At 62.8% G+C, this 16,840-nt stretch carries 17 protein-coding genes; 8 read left to right on the plus strand and 9 right to left on the minus strand.

Translation table 11 applies throughout. From position 1 onward, the window contains the following. Window positions 1-8: 8 nt before the first annotated feature. Complete coding sequence (locus tag AMK00_RS02870) at window positions 9-527, minus strand: CAP domain-containing protein (protein ID WP_064800578.1); 519 nt, start codon at window positions 525-527, stop codon at window positions 9-11. A gap of 1 nt (window position 528) precedes the next feature. Then, window positions 529-795, minus strand: coding sequence for a DUF6460 domain-containing protein (locus AMK00_RS02875; protein WP_064800579.1), 267 nt, complete (start codon window positions 793-795; stop codon window positions 529-531). Between the two features lie 142 nt (window positions 796-937). Here AMK00_RS02875 and AMK00_RS02880 point away from each other — a divergent pair, with 142 nt between their 5' ends. The 3 genes from AMK00_RS02880 (at window position 938) to AMK00_RS32375 (ending at window position 3,192) form a co-directional block, all read left to right on the plus strand. Further along, window positions 938-1,870 (plus strand): class I SAM-dependent DNA methyltransferase, encoded by a 933-nt coding sequence (locus tag AMK00_RS02880; RefSeq protein ID WP_064809536.1) that lies wholly within the window; start codon window positions 938-940, stop codon window positions 1,868-1,870. A 209-nt stretch (window positions 1,871-2,079) separates the two neighbouring features. Beyond that, on the plus strand, window positions 2,080-2,715 hold the full coding sequence (locus AMK00_RS02885) for a YitT family protein (RefSeq protein ID WP_064809537.1): 636 nt from the start codon (window positions 2,080-2,082) through the stop codon (window positions 2,713-2,715). Between the two features lie 309 nt (window positions 2,716-3,024). After that, a complete protein-coding gene (locus AMK00_RS32375) occupies window positions 3,025-3,192 on the plus strand; it encodes a hypothetical protein (protein ID WP_164517741.1) in 168 nt (55 codons plus the stop codon). Window positions 3,193-3,241: 49 nt separating this feature from the next. On the opposite strand, the gene AMK00_RS02890 is transcribed toward AMK00_RS32375, so the two are convergent. Continuing rightward, window positions 3,242-3,703, minus strand: coding sequence for a carboxymuconolactone decarboxylase family protein (locus AMK00_RS02890; RefSeq protein WP_064800581.1), 462 nt, complete (start codon window positions 3,701-3,703; stop codon window positions 3,242-3,244). Window positions 3,704-3,724: 21 nt separating this feature from the next. Then, window positions 3,725-4,225: an RrF2 family transcriptional regulator gene (locus AMK00_RS02895; protein WP_064809538.1), complete on the minus strand. Its 501-nt coding sequence runs from the start codon at window positions 4,223-4,225 to the stop codon at window positions 3,725-3,727. 128 nt (window positions 4,226-4,353) lie between these two features. Between AMK00_RS02895 and AMK00_RS02900 the strand changes: the two genes are divergently transcribed. Genes AMK00_RS02900 through pdeM form a run of 3 tightly spaced genes read left to right on the plus strand, consistent with a single transcriptional unit; the run spans window position 4,354 to window position 8,297 of the window. After that, on the plus strand, window positions 4,354-4,986 hold the full coding sequence (locus tag AMK00_RS02900; protein ID WP_064809539.1) for a YitT family protein: 633 nt from the start codon (window positions 4,354-4,356) through the stop codon (window positions 4,984-4,986). A 48-nt stretch (window positions 4,987-5,034) separates the two neighbouring features. After that, window positions 5,035-7,545: a ligase-associated DNA damage response DEXH box helicase gene (locus AMK00_RS02905; RefSeq protein ID WP_064809540.1), complete on the plus strand. Its 2,511-nt coding sequence runs from the start codon at window positions 5,035-5,037 to the stop codon at window positions 7,543-7,545. 26 nt (window positions 7,546-7,571) lie between these two features. Continuing rightward, the gene (pdeM, locus tag AMK00_RS02910) at window positions 7,572-8,297 is read left to right on the plus strand and encodes a ligase-associated DNA damage response endonuclease PdeM (protein WP_064809541.1); all 726 of its coding nucleotides are present in this window, start codon (window positions 7,572-7,574) and stop codon (window positions 8,295-8,297) included. Between the two features lie 42 nt (window positions 8,298-8,339). Here the strand turns inward: pdeM and AMK00_RS02915 are convergent, their stop codons facing one another. Both AMK00_RS02915 and AMK00_RS02920 read right to left on the minus strand, forming a co-directional pair. After that, complete coding sequence (locus AMK00_RS02915) at window positions 8,340-8,921, minus strand: transglycosylase SLT domain-containing protein (RefSeq protein WP_064800586.1); 582 nt, start codon at window positions 8,919-8,921, stop codon at window positions 8,340-8,342. A 266-nt stretch (window positions 8,922-9,187) separates the two neighbouring features. After that, window positions 9,188-9,745: a dihydrofolate reductase family protein gene (locus tag AMK00_RS02920; protein WP_064809542.1), complete on the minus strand. Its 558-nt coding sequence runs from the start codon at window positions 9,743-9,745 to the stop codon at window positions 9,188-9,190. A 201-nt stretch (window positions 9,746-9,946) separates the two neighbouring features. On the opposite strand from AMK00_RS02920, the gene AMK00_RS02925 reads away from it, so the two are divergent. Continuing rightward, window positions 9,947-10,555 carry a TetR/AcrR family transcriptional regulator gene (locus tag AMK00_RS02925; RefSeq protein WP_064800588.1) on the plus strand — a complete coding sequence of 203 codons (609 nt, stop codon included), beginning with the start codon at window positions 9,947-9,949 and terminating at the stop codon, window positions 10,553-10,555. A 12-nt stretch (window positions 10,556-10,567) separates the two neighbouring features. Further along, window positions 10,568-10,855: a YciI family protein gene (locus tag AMK00_RS02930; protein ID WP_064800589.1), complete on the plus strand. Its 288-nt coding sequence runs from the start codon at window positions 10,568-10,570 to the stop codon at window positions 10,853-10,855. A 35-nt stretch (window positions 10,856-10,890) separates the two neighbouring features. Here the strand turns inward: AMK00_RS02930 and AMK00_RS02935 are convergent, their stop codons facing one another. The 3 genes from AMK00_RS02935 to AMK00_RS02945 all read right to left on the minus strand — a co-directional run bounded on the left by AMK00_RS02935 (window position 10,891) and on the right by AMK00_RS02945 (window position 16,672). Next, entirely contained in the window at window positions 10,891-11,691 is an 801-nt protein-coding gene (locus tag AMK00_RS02935; RefSeq protein WP_064800590.1) for a TIGR02186 family protein, read from the minus strand. Beyond that, entirely contained in the window at window positions 11,691-12,614 is a 924-nt protein-coding gene (locus tag AMK00_RS02940) for a sulfite exporter TauE/SafE family protein (protein ID WP_064800591.1), read from the minus strand. Before AMK00_RS02940 ends, AMK00_RS02935 begins: the two co-directional genes overlap by 1 nt. A 293-nt stretch (window positions 12,615-12,907) precedes the next feature. Beyond that, window positions 12,908-16,672, minus strand: a complete 3,765-nt coding sequence (locus AMK00_RS02945; RefSeq protein WP_064811626.1) for a peptidoglycan-binding protein — start codon at window positions 16,670-16,672, stop codon at window positions 12,908-12,910. Window positions 16,673-16,840 lie beyond the last annotated feature (168 nt).

The following is a 16,840-nucleotide window of genomic DNA, read 5'->3' on the forward strand; positions in this document are numbered from 1 at the left end:
GACCTGCCTCATATCGAGGCGGAATCGCCTCGGCTGGAAAGCACCATGGCCCAATAGGGCAGGTTTCTGGAAGACGTATTATGGGCGACTGCGACGCCGAGGCCGTCATAACGACCGAGCATGTTTTCCAGGTGATGCGGCGAATTGATCCAGGCCGTCACCACGGCGTCGACGCTTTGCTGGCCGGAAGCAATGTTCTCGGCCGCCGGCAACCGGACGCCGCTCGCCTTGACGCGGGCGCCGAAACTGTCGGTCATGCCCATCAGATGCGCCATCTTGCCGGCGCTCGCCATGCGCTTGGCCTGGAAAAGGGCGGCCGTCTGCGCCGCCGGATCGACCTCAAGCGGCGGCAGGCCGTTCTTCGCCCGCAACTGGTTGACGAGCGGCAGCACGCTCGTCGTCTCGTCCTCGCCGTTCGAGGGCGTGCCGGCAATTTTCGGCGTCGTGGTGCAGCCGGCGATGCCGGCGGCGAGTGCAAGTCCGGAAAGAGTGAGCAGGCTGCGCCTGGAAAGATCGATTGATGTCATGTTACCGGCGATAGCTGAAAAGGCGAAGGATGACGAAGAGCGGGATGACGATCGTCGCCCCGAGAAGCAGATAGTCGCCGACACGCCCGAGCGCTGCAAAGCCCCGGTGCCAGAGTTCCAGGATGAAGTCGCGGAATCCATAGATGATGTTCCACGGCGTCAGGCCGAACACGGTCATGACGAACCCGACGATCAGCGACACCACGACGAGTTTAATCAATGTGCGGCCGAGCGAATCGCCGAGGAACCTGTTCACTTGATCGGACATGCGCCATCTCCTGTTTGCCCATGGAATAAGGTCGCGGCGCAACGCCCGCAAGCCCTTTCCGGAATTGGCCGCTTCGCCTCTGAAATAGGACTTGAGTTTTTTTGTGGCCGCCGCCAAATGCCAGCGAAACGATAGGTCCGTCATGCAATCCCACCAGCTTTCCTCAGGCGATGTCATCGCCGACCGCCGCGCCGATTATGCCAGGATGCTCGAAGAAGGCGGCGAGGCGGAGGCAGCGGCCGAGTTGATGGAACAGGCGCTCGAACTCGCGCCTGCCTGGGCCGCCGGCTGGTATCGGCTCGCCGCCTATCTGGAAAAGGCGGGCAGGGGGGAAGCCGCCATCGAGGCCTATCGCCGGACGCTCATCCTCGATCCCGAGGACATATTCGGCGCCACCCTCAAGCTTGCCCTTCTCGGCGACACTGCGATCCCCGACCGGCCGCCGAGCCGCTATGTCGAGCGCCTGTTCGACGACTATGCCGATCGATTCGACACCGCCCTCGTCGACCGGCTCGATTACAGCGTTCCGCAAAAGCTTGCGGCCCTCGTCGCTTCCACCGACAGGCGTTACGAATACGCCGTCGATCTCGGCTGCGGCACCGGCCTGCTCGGTCCGGAGATCCGCGCTCTCGCCTGCCGCCTCGAAGGCTTCGACCTGTCGCAGAACATGCTGGCCAAGGCTGCGGAGAAACGGGTCTACGATTACCTCGCCCAGGCCGATCTGTCGCTCGCGCCCCATCGCTCCGGCCTGTTCGATGATGCCGGGCGCCGCCGCGCCGACCTCGTGACCGCAGCCGACGTGCTGATGTATCTCGGCAACCTCGAGAGCGTCTTTGCAATCGTCGATGAACTCGCCGCTGCCGGTGCGGATTTTGCCTTTTCCGTCGAGGATGCCGGAGACGGCGACGGCTTCCATCTCGCCCCGTCGCTGCGTTATGCCCATTCGGAAGCCTATGTGAGGCAGCTGCTTTCCCGCCACGGCTTCGAAATCCTCAGGATCGTCAAGGCGGTCATTCGCAAAGATGGCGGAAAACCGGTTTCCGGCATTCTGTTCCTTACGCGCAAGGCTGCATGAGCGAACATTTCTTGCGATTTTTAGTAGGTCAGCATTGCTTACCTATTTTGCTTGATCTCAATGGCAAAAGGCTGATATTGCATTGATATCCGCCAACAGCGCGGCGATACAGGCCGGACCCGCCGGCTCATTTCACATGGGAAAAGCGTCACCGCCGTCAGGAGTTCCTCCGAGGCGTTCGCGAACTCGTCTGCCGTGGAGACTGAGATATGACACAGCGCATCAATGCCCTTGGCGTCTGGAATACCAGCGCGACGCGCCATACGCCGATCGAAGATGTGCAGGGTATCTTCTCCGGCAGCCTGATTGCCGCGCTCGGCCTCTATGTGCTCGCCAGTGCCGGCTTTCTCACCGGCAGCACCGCCGGTGTCGCCTTCCTGCTGCACTATGCCTTCGGCGTCAATTTCGGCCTCGCCTTCTTCCTGCTCAACCTGCCGTTCTTCTATCTCTCCTGGAAGCGCCTCGGCATGGTCTTCACCCTCAAGACCTTTATCGCCATCGGCCTGACCTCGGTGCTATCAGACGTGCAGTCACGCTTCTTTTCGATTTCGATTATCCACCCGGCCTGGGCCGCACTCCTCGGCGGTCTGCTGCTCGGCTTCGGCCTGCTGGCGCTCTATCGCCACCGCGCCAGCCTCGGCGGCGTCGGCATTCTCGGCATCTATCTGCAGGAGCGCTTCGGCATCCGCGCCGGCCTCGTCCAGCTCGCCATCGACCTATGCGTCCTCGCCGCCGCCTTCTTCGTCACCACGCCGCCCATCGTCTTCTATTCGGTCCTTGGCGCCATCGTCCTCAACCTCTTCGTCGCCATCAATCACCGCGCTGATCGTTATATTGCGCTGTAAGGGCGCTGCCTCATCCTCAAGAAAAATCCCCTCCCCAACCCCGCCCCACAAGAGGGAGGGGCTTATATGCCGCTCTCGTTGCTTTCTATTTCACTCTTGCATCCGCAGAAGGCTGACGTTTGTCTCAGTTGGTGCAACACGTTAGCCCCTCCCCCTTGTGGGGAGGGGTTGGGGAGGGGTCTTTTTCTTGGCACGCCACGACCAAATTCAAACCTTACAAATCGGTAACCCATTCTAAATAAATCGTAACTTGCCTCAGATCAGCCCCGGCGCGACACTCCTGTCGCGCCGGATTTGATGAGGTGAATCATGTCAGATTTGGAAAAACTCGTAAGACGCCGCATGCAGGAAGAATACGCCAAGGGCGCTTCCGCAGAGGAAATTACCAAGGTCGTCCGCGACATATTCAACAGCATCGACCTCTCGGACAATGGGTCTGAAGCCGTTGCCGCCCGGCCCGCTGCGGATCACGATTGACCTGATATCGACCGACCCGAGATCTTCGGGTCGGTTTCGTCAATATCGATTACGCGGCTTTCGTCACCTGATCGACGGGATGCTGAGAGCGGAAGCCGACCGCAAGTCGGTTCCAGATATTGATCGCACCAATCGCCACCGTGATCTCGGTCATCTCCTTCTCGGAGAAATGCGCCTTCAGCGCCTCGTAATCTGCGTCCGGCGCGCCTGTCTTGGCGATCGTAGTCACCGCGTCGACCCAGCCGAGCAGGGCCCTTTCGCGCGCGTCATAGACCGGCGATTCCCGCCAGACGCACATCAGGTTGATCCATTGTTCGCTGAGTCCGTCATGGCGGGCTTCCTTCACATGCATATCGACGCAGTAGGCGCAACCGTTGATCTGCGAGGCGCGCAGCTTGATCAAATGGATGAAGCGGCGCTCCAGCCCGGAAGACTGGACATATTGTTCGAGCGCGACGACGGCTTTGTAGGCATCCGGAGCGGCTTTGGCGAAATTGAAACGCGGTTGCATGTCTTTCTCCTGTGTTGTGGCTCAACGAGCCGTTTTGCGTTCATGGATTTCAAGGAAGGCGCAGCCTCGGGCTGCGATCGATCCGTCGTCGAGGGCGGCGAGTTCGATGCCGAGATCGGCAATGCTGGTCTTGGCGAGTTCGGCCCGGTAGACCCGCTCGGCCCGCAGCATCGCCGCGCTGATGTTGCAGGGCGTAGCGAAGAAGCGGTCGGAGACCGGGTTCGGTCCGCGCTGGCGGATTTCGGCGCAGCGAAAGGCCGGCGCCGGCCCTTCGACGGCGAGCAGAATATCGAGCAGCGAAATCTCCGCCGGCGCCTTCGCCAGTCGATAGCCGCCCTTCGGCCCGGGCACGGTGTCGAGGATGCCGGCGCCCGACAGCGCCTGCAGATGTTTGAGCAGGTAGCTCGTCGAAACGCCGTGGAATTCCGCCAGCGCGGCGGCCGACAGCACGCCGCCTTCGGAGAGGCCGGAGAGCATGGCGACGCTGTGAATGGCCTGCTCGACTCCATCGCTCATTTTCATCGACGCCGTCTCCTCAATTCATGGATAGAATATATCCACGATTATGTGTGCTGTCAACGGCGTCTCGCTGGGCACTTGTCTTTATCCCTGCGCCGGATAGAAAACGGCAAAGCCGACAGGGGAACATCATGGCATCCAACGCCTTCGCAGGCCTTCTGAATTCCAGCGCCGATCGCCACTCGTTGTTCGACGATGCGCAGGGCATCGTCGCCGGCAGCATGCTCGCCGTGCTCGGCGTCACGCTGCTTTCCGGCGCGGGGCTGCTGGCCGGCGGCACCGCGGGGCTTGCGTTCCTCGTTCATTACGCCACGGGGATAAGTTTCGGTCTCTGCTTCTTTGCGGTAAACCTGCCCTTCTATTATGTCGCCTTCCGCCGTCTGGGGCCTGCCTTCACTATCAAGACCTTCGTCGCGATCGGGCTGACCTCGGTCCTGTCCGAATTCGTGCCCGGCTTCATCGGCGTGACGCATGTCCATCCGGTGGCCGGAGCGCTCTTCGGCGGCCTCGTCATTGCGGCCGGCATGCTGGCGCTCTTCCGCCACCGGGCCAGCCTCGGCGGCATCGGCATCCTCGCCCTCTATATTCAGGATCGCTTCGGCTGGCGCGCCGGCCTCGTCCAGCTCGGCTTCGACGGCATCGTGCTGGCGCTTTCCTTCTTCGTCGCCAGCCCCTTCATCATCGCCTGTTCGGTGCTCGGCGCCGTCGTGCTCAACCTGACGCTCGCCATCAATCACCGCAAGGACCGCTATATCGCGATGTGAGCGCGCGGACGCTCTTCTTTTTCCCTATTATTTCACTACCTTCAGGGCGTGGACCAGATCGATTCCGAAGCCAGCGCCCAGCTTCCTGCCGCCTTTACCCGCTGGTTTGCGGAAAAGGGCTGGCGTCCGCGCGCCCATCAGCTGGAGCTGCTTGCCCGCGCCGAAGCCGGCGAAAGCACGCTGCTGATTGCGCCGACCGGCGCCGGCAAGACGCTGGCTGGTTTCCTGCCGTCGCTCACCGATCTCACCCGCCGCGGCCGCATTCCGCCCGGCTCCGCCTTCACCGGCATCCATACGCTCTATGTCTCGCCGCTGAAGGCGCTGGCGATCGACATCGAGCGCAACCTGATGAAGCCGGTGGCGGAAATGGGTCTGCCGGTCACCGTCGAAAACCGCACCGGCGATACGCCGAATGCCAAGCGCCAGCGCCAGAAGCTCAGTCCGCCGGATATTCTGCTGACGACGCCGGAGCAGGTCGCCCTGCTGCTGGCGAACCGCGAGGCCGAACGTTTCTTCAAGGACCTGAAATATGTGGTGCTCGACGAGCTGCACTCGCTCGTCACCTCCAAACGCGGCCATATGCTGTCGCTCGGCCTTGCCCGTCTGCGCCGCCTTGCCCCCGATCTGAAGACGATCGGCCTGTCGGCAACCGTCGCCGAGCCGATGGATCTGCAAAAATGGCTGGTCGCCCAGGAGGAGGGGAAAGAGCATCATGCCGGCCTCGTCGTCGTCGAAGGCGGCGCCAAGCCCGATATCTCGATCCTGTCGACCGACGAGCGCATTCCCTGGGCCGGCCATTCCGCCAAATATGCCATTCCGGATGTCTATAGGCAGCTCCTCGACCACAAGACGACGCTGCTCTTCGTCAATACCCGCAGCCAGGCGGAGATGCTGTTCCAGGAACTCTGGACGATCAACGACGACAATCTGCCGATCGCGCTCCACCACGGCTCGCTCGATGTCGCGCAGCGCCGCAAGGTCGAGGCGGCGATGGCCGAAAACCGGCTGCGCGCCGTTGTTGCCACTTCGACGCTCGATCTCGGCATCGACTGGGGCGATGTCGATCTCGTCATCCATGTCGGCGCGCCGAAGGGCGCCTCGCGTCTTGCCCAGCGCATCGGTCGCGCCAATCACCGCATGGACGAGCCCTCGAAGGCGATCCTCGTGCCGGCCAACCGGTTCGAGGTGATGGAGTGCCAGGCCGCCCTCGACGCCAATTATATCGGCGCCCAGGACACGCCGCCCGTCGGCCGCGGCGCGCTCGATGTGCTCGCCCAGCACGTGCTCGGCATGGCCTGCGCCGAGCCTTTCGACATGCTGGAACTCTACGACGAAGTCACCAGCGCCTCACCCTATGCCGATCTCAGCTGGGAGACCTTCGAGCGCGTCGTCGATTTCGTCGCGACCGGCGGTTATGCGCTGAGGACTTACGAGCGCTACGCCCGCATCCGCAAAACCAAGGAGGGGCGCTGGCGCGTGTCAAATCAGGCCGTCGCCCAGCAATACCGCCTCAACCTCGGCACGATCGTCGAAAGCCCGATGCTGAACATCCGCATGGTCAAGCGCGGCGAGGGCGGCAGGATCGGCCGCGGCGGCGCGACGCTGGGGAAGGTCGAGGAATATTTCCTCGAGCAATTGTCGCCGGGCGACACCTTCATCTTTTCGGGCAAGGTGCTGCGTTTCGAAGGCATCCGCGAAAATGAATGCCTTGCTTCTCAGGCCTTTTCGCTCGATCCGAAGATCCCGGCTTATAATGGTGGCAAGTTTCCGCTGTCGACTTATCTCGCCGAGCAGGTGCGGGGGATGATCGCCGATCCCGACCGCTGGCGCCACCTGCCGGATCAGGTGCGCGACTGGCTGTCGCTGCAGACCGACAAGTCGATGCTGCCGAAGCGCGACGAGTTCCTGATCGAAACCTTCCCGCGCGGCAGCCGCGGCTACATGGTCGCCTATCCCTTCGAAGGCCGTCTCGCCCACCAGACGCTCGGCATGCTGCTTACCCGCCGGCTGGAGCGGGCCGGCGCCAAGCCGCTCGGCTTCGTCGCCACCGATTATTCGCTGGCCGTGTGGGGCCTCGAAGATATGGGGCTGATGATCGCCAATGGCCGCCTCAGCCTCTCCGATCTCTTCGACGCAGATATGCTGGGCGACGATCTCGAGGCCTGGCTCGCCGAATCTTTCCTTTTGAAGCGTACCTTCCGCAATTGCGCCGTGATTGCAGGCTTGATCGAGCGCCGCCATCCGGGCAAGGAAAAGAGCGGCCGCCAGATCACCGTCTCGGCCGACCTGATCTATGACGTGCTGCGCAGCCATGAGCCGGACCACATCCTGCTGCAGGCAACGCGCCAGGATGCGGCGACGGGGCTTTTGGATATCAGCCGTCTTGGCGATATGCTGATGCGAATCAGGGGCCACATCACCCATCGCCCGCTCGACCATATTTCCCCGCTCGCCGTGCCGGTGATGCTGGAGATCGGACGGGAGGCGGTGCCCGGCGAGGCCCACGATGCGCTATTGGCCGAGGCGGCGGACGATCTGATCGCCGAAGCTTTGGCATGATGAAGACTGGGAAGAACACGATTGTGATGAACCGCCTGGCGCTGGCGCGCAACATATCCGGATTGGCTGCGATCCCCGGCATTGAGACATCGGTGAACGGTATTGCCGCCCTCTGCGATCCGCTCGGCGCCCTCTATCTGCCGGATGCCGGTCTGCTCGTCGTCTCCGACCTGCATTTGGAGAAAGGCGCGGCCTTCGCCCGCCGCGGCATGATGCTGCCGCCCTATGACACGCTGGCGACCCTGACCGTGCTGGCCGCCGTCATCTCCCGCTACGATCCGAAGCTTGTCGTCTCTCTCGGCGACAATTTCCACGATCGCATCGGTTCCGCGCATCTGCCGGAAAACTTCCGCGCGCTGATCGTCGGCATGGCGCGCGGCCGCGAATGGATCTGGGTCAATGGCAATCACGATCCCGATGGCGTCGTCGATCTGCCCGGCGCTTCCGTCGACGAGGTGCGTTATGCCGGCCTGACCTTCCGCCACGAGCCGAGAAACGGCTTGCAGAGCGGCGAGATCGCTGGCCATCTTCATCCTTCGGCGACCGTGCGCCGCCGGGAACGATCCATCCGCCGTCCCTGCTTCGCCACCGACGGCGCCCGCCTCCTGATGCCGGCTTTCGGCGTCATGAGCGGCGGTCTCGACCTCGGCCATCAAGCGATGACAGGCCTTTTCGACAAGGAATCGCTGATCGCGCATCTGTTGGGACGCGATCGGATCTATTCGGTCCGGTACGGGAATTTGCGTGGGTAGAGTCTGTCCTCGATGGGGCATGCCACACGGCACCCCTTGAACTCAATCACACCCCTGCAATTGCTGCTGATATGTTCCCGCCATTCGCGCGAACTTCTGCGCCGTCTGCTGCAATTGCCCGTTCGAGCGCCAGTCGCCGCGCTTGTATCCCGTCGGCCCGGAATAATAGGCAAGATAGAGGTTATAGGCATCGTTCAGCGGAATGCCGGTGTCCACGCTGTTCTGGTAATGATACCAGCCGATGAAATCGATGGCGTCGGTAAAATTCGTCCGCCGCGCCGCCCAGTTTCCCGTCTGCGACTGATAGTGATCCCATGTCCCGTCGAGCGCTTGCGAATAGCCGTAGGCCGTCGACGGCCGGGTCCAGGGAATGAAGCCGAAGAGCTTGGTGCGCGGCGGCCGCGCATAGGGCTGGAAGCCGGATTCGGTGTACATCGTCGCCATCAGGATCGGTACGGGCACGCCGTATTTCTTCTCCGTCCGCTCGGCCGCCCTCTGCCAGCTGGAGAAAAGCCCTTCGCGCTGATCGAAGACGGCGCAGATGTTCCTCGTCTGCTTCGGCGCCGTTGCGCAGCCGGCAAGCAGCGCGAGACCCACGGCGGTCAGAACGATACGAGTACGCATAACAGAACCTCTCGTTTCCGAGAGATTACTAACTCGTAAATGTTAAAAACCGGTTTTTAGTCGAATACGAGCTTTTCCGAAGGGCCATCATGAAAACCCCTCCCCACAAGGGGAGGGGCTAATGCGCTGCGCCAACTGGGCAGACGTCAGCCTTTCCGCGGATGCAAGGGTGAAATGAAAAGCAGCGGCGGCGGCATATAAGCCCCTCCCCCTTGTGGGGAGGGGTTTTCACACCCAGGAATTAGACAGTCATGAGCCACAGCCCGTTACGACCTGACGGGCTCGTAGCGCAGGATCACTGCGCCGCTTTGCGTGGTCGCGGATTCAATGAGCTTCAAGGGCACTTGGGCCTGATTTGCTTTGAAAAGCGGTTTGCCGCCGCCGAGAATGACCGGCACCACGCAGACTCTGATCTCATCGATGAGGTTGGCCCTCAGCAGGCTGTCGGCCAGCGCGGCGCTGCCGAAGATGAAGATCGTCTCGCCGTCCTCCTGCTTCAGCCTGGTCAATTCGGGGATCGGATCGCTGACGATACGGGCATTGTTCCAGCCAGGATCGGTCATCGTTCGAGAGACGGCGATCTTGGCGATGCCGTTCATATAGGATTTGATCTTGTCTTCGTCCTCGGCTGTCGGCCAGTAGGCGGCCATGCCCTCATAGGTCTTGCGGCCGAAGACCAGGAGATCGCCTTCCTCGCCGAACCGCTCTGCATAGCGCTTGAGCTCTGGCCCCCAGGCGAGATTGTGGAAGTCGATCTCCCACGGTTTCGTTCCCTCGAAATAGCCATCAAGCGTCATCAGGTTCCAGACGACAAGCTTCCGCATTTCATCCTCCTCGGGTAAAACTGCTTTCAACAAGCAACTGGTTTACGATAGTTCAACTGATTGCGATACGCAAGTGGTTCGAGGGGCGAGACGGGCTGCCGACAAGAAGTTCCGGCGCTTGACTCTTCTAGGTCAATCGTCCTAATTCCTAGGTCAATCGACCTACGAGTCGTGGCTTCGCGGACAAAAGGAAGAATGAAAATGGTTGCTGCGGCCACCCGACAGCAGATTGTCGAAGCAGCCGACAGGCTTTTCTACGAGAGGGGCTTCGAAGCGACATCCTTTGCCGACATTGCGGGAACAGTCGGACTCTCGCGAGGCAATTTTTATTATCACTTCAAGACGAAGGACGAGCTTCTCGATGCGGTGATCACCCATCGCCTCCTCGAAACCAGGTCAATGCTCGATGGGTGGGAAGCGAAAGCCGAGGCACCTGACGAGCGCATTCTCAGCTTCATCAATCTCCTCATCGTGAATCAGACGAAGATCATGGCGCACGGTTGCCCGGTCGGCACGCTTTGCGGCGAACTCGCCAAGCTCGATCATATTGCAAAGAGCCGTGCTGCCGAACTTTTCGATCTGTTTCGCCATTGGCTCTCACGTCAATTCAGTGCGTTTGGCCGCGAGGCTGAAGCCGATGCGCTTGCCATGCACATTCTGATGCGGAGCCAAGGGGTAGCGACGCTTGCGGCCGCCTATCGCGACGAAATCTTTGTTCGAAACGAGGTGGAAAACATGCGCGCGTGGCTGGCGGCGCAGCGTCCAGGAACACCCGTCTTTCCCGAAACCGATTCCCGACAGCATTCCTAAAGGAGCCCTTGGATGTTTTTCGTTACGCTGAAGTTTTCTGATGGCAAGGCCAAAGCGCCCGTTCTGATGGAGGCGCACAATGCCTGGCTCAAACGCGGCTTCGACGATGGGATTTTTCTTCTCGCCGGCGGCCTTCAGCCGAGCGCAGGTGGAGCGGTCGTCGCTCACAACACCTCGCGCGCCGAACTCGAAACCCGGATCCGGCAGGATCCTTTTGTAGCGGAAGGCGTCGTCAGCGCCGATATTCTGGAAATTGCCCCCGCCCGCGTCGATGAGCGGCTCGCCTTCCTGAAGACATAAGATACGGGCGCGATGATTTTGCCGTCGGCGCCTGATCATTCCTTGCGGAAGATCAGGCTGGCCCCCCAGCCGGTGACGACGGCGAGCGCCACGGCCGCAAAGCCGTAGAGGATTGGCTGATCATGGGCCGCATCGGTGATCGTCTGTTCGATGCCCGTCTTGATGACGCGCAGCGGCAGCGATTTATCGGTAATGAGATTGCCGCTCTTGAAGAGATAGGCGCGCACCGTGTGCACCCCGTTCGGAATATTTGCCGGCAGGCGCAGGCTCGCCTTGAAGAGGTTCGATGAAACGAACCGCACGCCGCTCGGGTTGCGGTCATAAAGCGCGCCGCCCTGCTGCAGCCGCAGGAAAGCCTGACGGAACTCGCCGAGATTGCTGCCGTCGCCGACGAAGCCGACCGGCGTCAGCGGAATGTGGTCGATGCCGATCCCCTGATCGGTCAGTTCGAGCGGCGTCGTCAGGTCGTCGATCATGCGCGAGCTCGACATCGAATAGGAATGCGGCACGGCCTCGAAAGTCATCGAGCGCCTGTTGACCCAGATGCCGAAGACGCGTTCCTTCTTGCGCACCGTTGCGTCCTCGCGCGGGCCTTCCAGCACCACCACCACGTCATACTGGCCAATGGCGAGCAGCAGCTGGTCGGTGTTCGAGAGCGCCCCGAAGATCGTCAGATCCGCGCCATGGAAATCCGAAGTGATGGCGATTTCGCTGGTCGACGTGCCGATCTCAAGGCCTTCGCGCACCGCTTCCGTTGCCTGCCCCGGCAGCCACTGCGCCCCGGCAACCGCCGGCAGCAGACACAGGAACAGGAGGATCGAGGCAATCAGGCGCATCAGTTGCCGGTCCCCATCACCACCGAATAGACGTCCGCCGGGGTGACCACCAGTGCGATCGCCAGACGCAGGCCGACAGCCAGCACCAGCAGGCCGAGCAGCGCGCGCAGCTGTTCGCCGCGCAGCTTCTGGCCGACGCGCACGCCGTATTGCGCCCCGACGACACCCGCCACCATCAGGATGAAGGCAAGCACGATGTCGACTGAGAAGTTCGTCGCCGCCTGCACGATCGTCGTATAGGCGGTCACGAAGATGATCTGATAGAGCGAGGTGCCGACCACGACATTGGTCGGGATGCGCAGGAGGTAGATCATTGCCGGCACCATGATGAAGCCGCCGCCGACACCCATGATCGAGGTCAGGATGCCGATCGCAAAGCCGAGCGCGATGATCGGAATGACGCTGAGGAAAATCTTCGATTTCTTGAAGCGCACCTTGAGCGGCAGCTTGTGCACCCAGTGCTGGTGGCCCGGCCTGCGCGGTACGGGCGGCTCATTGCGTGCCGCCCGCCGCATGGCATTGATGCTTTCGAGCAGCATCAGCCCGCCAACCGTGCCGAGGAAGACGACATACATCAGCGAGATGATCAGATCGAGCTGGCCGATGGCCCGCAGCAGCGAGAAGATCCAGATGCCGACGGTCGCCCCTGAAAGACCGCCGAACAGAAGCACCGTGCCGAGCTTGACGTCGAGCGTGCCGCGCCGGAAATGGGTGATCGCACCTGAAATCGACGACGCCACAACCTGGTTGGCACCGGTGGCGACGGCGACGACGGGCGGGATGTTGTAGAAGATCAATAGCGGGGTGATGAGAAAACCGCCGCCGACGCCGAACATTCCGGACAGGAATCCGACGGCCGCCCCCATGCCGAGAATGATGAAGATGTTCACCGACAATTCTGCGATTGGCAGATAGATTGTCACAACCGACCCCGAATGATGACCGCTCCTGCCGGGCGGTTCCTGTGTCCCCGTTCGAATGCACACCATACTGTGAAATCGTTGCCAGAGGCTTTCGATCGGCCCTGATGGATGGAGATCGATGGCAGGAGATTCGGCGATGCGCGGATCGATATGTCCGGCATAATCGGGCTTTTTTCAGGTTTTGTGACGACGGTTGCAAAAATTCGGAAAGCTTGCGGCAAAGCGCCGCGAAGCCGGTGAAGACCCTTGTGGGGAGGGGTCTTCAACGGCGGCTCGACCTCCGTCGACGCGCCTCAGATCGCCTTGGCGACTTGCTTGTTGCGTTCGAGCAGCGCCTTCACGGTCGCGTCGCTCACCTTGCCGTCCGGCTCCTGGCCGATCGACTTCTGGAAGTTCTTGATCGCGGTAACGGTCTTGGCGCCCATTTCGCCGTCCGGCACGCCGGCGTCGAAGCCGTTATTGTTGAGGATCGCCTGGATGTTGCGGATCGCTTTCTTCATGTCGACGGTTGCCGTCTTCATGCCCGTGCCGGCCCATTCGTCGGGGATGTCGATGCCGTTGGCGCGATGGTCGAGCGGTTCCGGCTTCCAGAGATCGGCCTTGGCGCGCGCCCGTTCGAGCTGGTCGGGCTTCATCGCCTTGGCTACCTCGTCGCGCTTCTGTGCTGCATCCTTGTCGCCGGCCTTGGCGGCGATCGCAAACCACTTATAGGATTCTTCGAGATCGGCCGGAACGCCGTTGCCCCTCGCGCAGAGGATCGCCAGGTTGAACTGGCTGTCGGTGATGCCGAGATTGGCGGCCTTGGTAAACCACGAGGCCGCCGTCGCATAATCCTGCTGGCCGAGTGCGCCGGAGGCGTACAGGACGGCGAGATTGTGCATGGCGCTGGCATTGCCCTGGTTCGCCGCCTGCTCGTAGAAGCCCTTCGCCTTGGCGATGTCGCGTTCGACGCCGTTGCCCTTCTCATACATGCTGCCGAGCCGATATTGTGCCGGCGCAAAACCCTTGTCGGCCGCAAGCTGGTACCAGCCGGCGGCCTGTTTCTGATCGACGGTCATGCCGTTGCGGCCGTCCGAATAGCGTGCGCCGATCTCGAACAGCGCCAGGGCGTCGCCGCTCTGCGCCGCATCGGCAAGTGATTTCGGCTGCACGCTCTCGGGAATGGTGATCGCTGCCTGCGGCCCGGGCGCCGCTGCGATCGGGCTGTTCGCAGTGAAGCTCGACGTTTCCTGCGTTGCGACGGACGAACCGGCGGGGGCAAAGGTTGCAGCCCCTTCGCCGTCGAGCGGCATCGCATCGGTCAGATGATCGCCGGCGGCAGGCGGGGTTGTTTCCGGCTGCGCCTGATCGGTGGCCGGCGCGCTCGTCGTTGCAGCGGCGTTCATATCGGCAGCGCCGGTGTCCGGCTGGGCGGGTGTCGCCTCAGGCGGGACCGGCTGCGGGTTGTCCATCGCCCCCGTCAGTACCGAGACCTCCGCCGGCGACTGCGGCGCCGGCTCGCCACTCGTCAGCGTCCGAGCCAGCGGAAAGGCCATGATGGCGAGCAGCACGGCGCCGACGGCGAGAAGGATCGGCCGGCGGTAGCGCGAAAAGGCGCTGGTCTTGCCTGTTTTACCGATCTTGCCGGCCTTGGCGGCATTCGCGGCCTTTTTCTCGGCCTTGGCCGCCTGCTTCGGATTGGCGTCGACTTCCATTGCGGCTGCCTGCGCCGCCCGGCGCGCAGCGGCGATGTAATCGGCCCGATCGGCCTCGACGGTAGGTTTGCCGCGTTGAGCACTCTGGCTGGCGCGCACCCGCTCGAGAATCTTCTTGACGTCGGGCGCGCCCGAACCCGGCTCGAGCAGTTCGTTCGCGGCATCCGTCTGCACTACGTCGGCGGGATCGATTGACGGGGCGGGGTCGATCATCGGTCGTTCGTTCGCCTGCGCCTCGGCTTTCTTGGCGGGCCGCAGCCGCTTGCCAAGGCTGGCGAGCAGGCTGGTTTTTACAGGCGCCGGTGTCGGGGTCTCCGGCGTCCTCGTTGCGGCTTCGATGGCGATTGCGCTCGTCGCGCTCATGGCCGCAGCCTGGACTGGGGCGGCAGGTTCCGCCGCGACCTCTGCCGTGCGGATGACCGGAGAGGCTTTCGTCGCCGGCGCTGCGTCCGGTGCCCGGGCGGCTTCGGCCACCATCAGCGCATAGGGGTCCACATCGAAATCGACGTCGGCCATCGGCATCTGGGCGACCGGCCGTCCGCGCTCTTCCATGCCGTCGAGCCGGTCAGCGATATGGACCAGCGTCTCGTGCAGCGCCTTGAAGGTCTTGTGCGTGCGCTCCTCGCTGTCGCGGCTGATATCCTCGAGATGGCGCAGATCCTCGGCCAGCGCCGCCAGCGCCGACATGTCGGCGGCGGGCACGCCGCCCTGAAGGCCGCCATTGCGCGAATAGGCCTCGACGACGGCTTCCGCCGCCTGCCGTGCCGCCTCGATGATATATTCGTCGCTCGTCGCCATATAGTCTTCGATCGCGCCCATGCGCCGGTCGAAGTCGGCCGGGATCGCGGCACTTTCGCGCGGCTCGCTCATCAGCGCCGAAAGGTTGGCGATCTGGTCTTCAAGGTTTTTCAGCGCCCGCGGATCGGTCGGCGCCGCCGCTGTTGTTTCTTCCAGCCGGGCGGCGATGTCGCTCAGCCGGCCTTCGAGACGCTGGAAGGCCCTGTCGTCGATCGCTGCGGCAGGGGCGGGCTGCTGATAAGCCATCTCGTCGATGCGCCGAGCGAGATAATCGAGCCGCTGCGCCAGCACGTCATTGACCGCGCCATTCTCCAGCGCATCGATCTTGCGGGAGATGTCGGAAAGCGGGCCGGTGAGGTCGGGTTGCGCGGCCGCCTTCTGGGTGCGCTCCAACAGATAGGAAAGATGTTCCAGGCGCTCGTCGAGCCGGGACGTCGCTTCCGCCTTGGTCAACTCCTCGACACGCTCCGTCAGGGCTTCCAGCCGCATCGCCAGCTCGTCGGCCGGATTTGCGCGGCTGGCCGCGTCATGGCTCATCATGTCGATCTGGTCGGCGAGCGACGAGAGCCGGCTTTCCAGCCGCTGCAACAACGTCGGATCGTTGCCGGCGGCCGCGCGTCCGCTGGCCGCGATCGCCCGGCTGATCTCGTCGAGCCGCGTGTCCATGGCGGCGAACTGCTCGGACATGATCCGGTCATGCGGCTGGATCATGTTGCCGAATTGCTCCATCGCCGTGGCGATGGCGATCAGCTTGTCTTCCAGTGCCCGCACCGCCGGGCTTTCGTCCATGCCGCCGAGATGGCGCTTGATGTCGTCGAGCCGGTAAGCGAGCGAAACGAGTTCTTCCTGCAGCCCCTCGGTATCGAGTGCCGCAAGCCGGCTCTCGACGCCGTCCCAGCGATTTTCCATATGGCGCAGCGATTCCTCCCGCGCCAGCCCGTCCATCAGCGAGCGCAGCTCCTCGAAATCCTCACGCAGGCCGGCAGCCTCCGGCCCGCTCGAGCGGCCGGTCAACTGGCTGATGCTCTGAGCTAGGCGGTTCATGTCGGCGCGGATGTCGTCGGCGAAGCGGCTGTCTCCGGCAGTCGCCTTGATCTCGCGCAGTTCGGCGCGCAGCGCGCTCATCTCGCGAGTCACGCCCTCGGAAATGTCGCGCTTCAGGTCCTGCCTGAGGTTGACGAGCGCCTGAGCGATCTCGGTCATCGTGTCGTCGCCGGCGCGCAAGGCAGGGGCGGAGAGTGGCGCGGTGGCGCGCGGTGCGGGGTCGCGCAGCTGGGTGGCCTGCTCGCGCCCATAGGAGCGTTCGCGGCCCGCTTCCAAAGCGCGCTGGCGCTGGCGAATTTCTGCCAGCGGATCCGGCCGCGGCTCGAGCGGCGCTCGTGTGGGGCGGGGTGCATTGGAGCCCGCATAAGGATCGCGCTCGGCCGTTGGCGTGCGCGTCCGCTGATCGCGTCCGCTGCCCATCAGCCCTTCGATGCGCGCCTCCAGCCCTTCGATCGTGCGGTTCAGCGCATCGAGCGAGGTCCTGTCGGACTGTCGGGAAGGATTTGATCGCGATCCGTTCATCTTCTTGCTCGCTTCGACTGCTCGACCTCTCGTCAGAGCTCGATCCGTGGCTTTTCCGTCTGTGGCCCGCGCCTGTCCCGGGACCGGCGCGCCCTCGTCCATGAGAAGATAGTCAATTAGACTTTCCTCGCGCTGAACGATGTAGCGGCATCCTTGGAAAACGCGGGA

It is taken from the genome of Rhizobium sp. N621 (assembly GCF_001664325.1).
GTDB classification, from domain to species: Bacteria; Pseudomonadota; Alphaproteobacteria; order Rhizobiales; family Rhizobiaceae; genus Rhizobium; species Rhizobium esperanzae.

What these genes read in the sequence shown, in the direction of transcription:
- AMK00_RS02880 (WP_064809536.1), top strand. Translation starts at nt 938, where the DNA reads ATGCAATCCCACCAGCTTTCCTCAGGCGATGTCATCGCCGACCGCCGC.
- AMK00_RS02900 (WP_064809539.1), top strand. Translation starts at nt 4,354, where the DNA reads ATGGCATCCAACGCCTTCGCAGGCCTTCTGAATTCCAGCGCCGATCGC.
- AMK00_RS02875 (WP_064800579.1), bottom strand. Translation starts at nt 795, where the DNA reads ATGTCCGATCAAGTGAACAGGTTCCTCGGCGATTCGCTCGGCCGCACA.
- AMK00_RS02925 (WP_064800588.1), top strand. Translation starts at nt 9,947, where the DNA reads ATGGTTGCTGCGGCCACCCGACAGCAGATTGTCGAAGCAGCCGACAGG.
- AMK00_RS02870 (WP_064800578.1), bottom strand. Translation starts at nt 527, where the DNA reads ATGACATCAATCGATCTTTCCAGGCGCAGCCTGCTCACTCTTTCCGGA.
- pdeM (WP_064809541.1), top strand. Translation starts at nt 7,572, where the DNA reads ATGAACCGCCTGGCGCTGGCGCGCAACATATCCGGATTGGCTGCGATC.
- AMK00_RS02895 (WP_064809538.1), bottom strand. Translation starts at nt 4,225, where the DNA reads ATGAAAATGAGCGATGGAGTCGAGCAGGCCATTCACAGCGTCGCCATG.
- AMK00_RS02945 (WP_064811626.1), bottom strand. Translation starts at nt 16,672, where the DNA reads ATGAACGGATCGCGATCAAATCCTTCCCGACAGTCCGACAGGACCTCG.
- AMK00_RS02915 (WP_064800586.1), bottom strand. Translation starts at nt 8,921, where the DNA reads ATGCGTACTCGTATCGTTCTGACCGCCGTGGGTCTCGCGCTGCTTGCC.
- AMK00_RS02920 (WP_064809542.1), bottom strand. Translation starts at nt 9,745, where the DNA reads ATGCGGAAGCTTGTCGTCTGGAACCTGATGACGCTTGATGGCTATTTC.
- AMK00_RS02935 (WP_064800590.1), bottom strand. Translation starts at nt 11,691, where the DNA reads ATGCGCCTGATTGCCTCGATCCTCCTGTTCCTGTGTCTGCTGCCGGCG.
- AMK00_RS02890 (WP_064800581.1), bottom strand. Translation starts at nt 3,703, where the DNA reads ATGCAACCGCGTTTCAATTTCGCCAAAGCCGCTCCGGATGCCTACAAA.
- AMK00_RS02930 (WP_064800589.1), top strand. Translation starts at nt 10,568, where the DNA reads ATGTTTTTCGTTACGCTGAAGTTTTCTGATGGCAAGGCCAAAGCGCCC.
- AMK00_RS32375 (WP_164517741.1), top strand. Translation starts at nt 3,025, where the DNA reads ATGTCAGATTTGGAAAAACTCGTAAGACGCCGCATGCAGGAAGAATAC.
- AMK00_RS02885 (WP_064809537.1), top strand. Translation starts at nt 2,080, where the DNA reads ATGACACAGCGCATCAATGCCCTTGGCGTCTGGAATACCAGCGCGACG.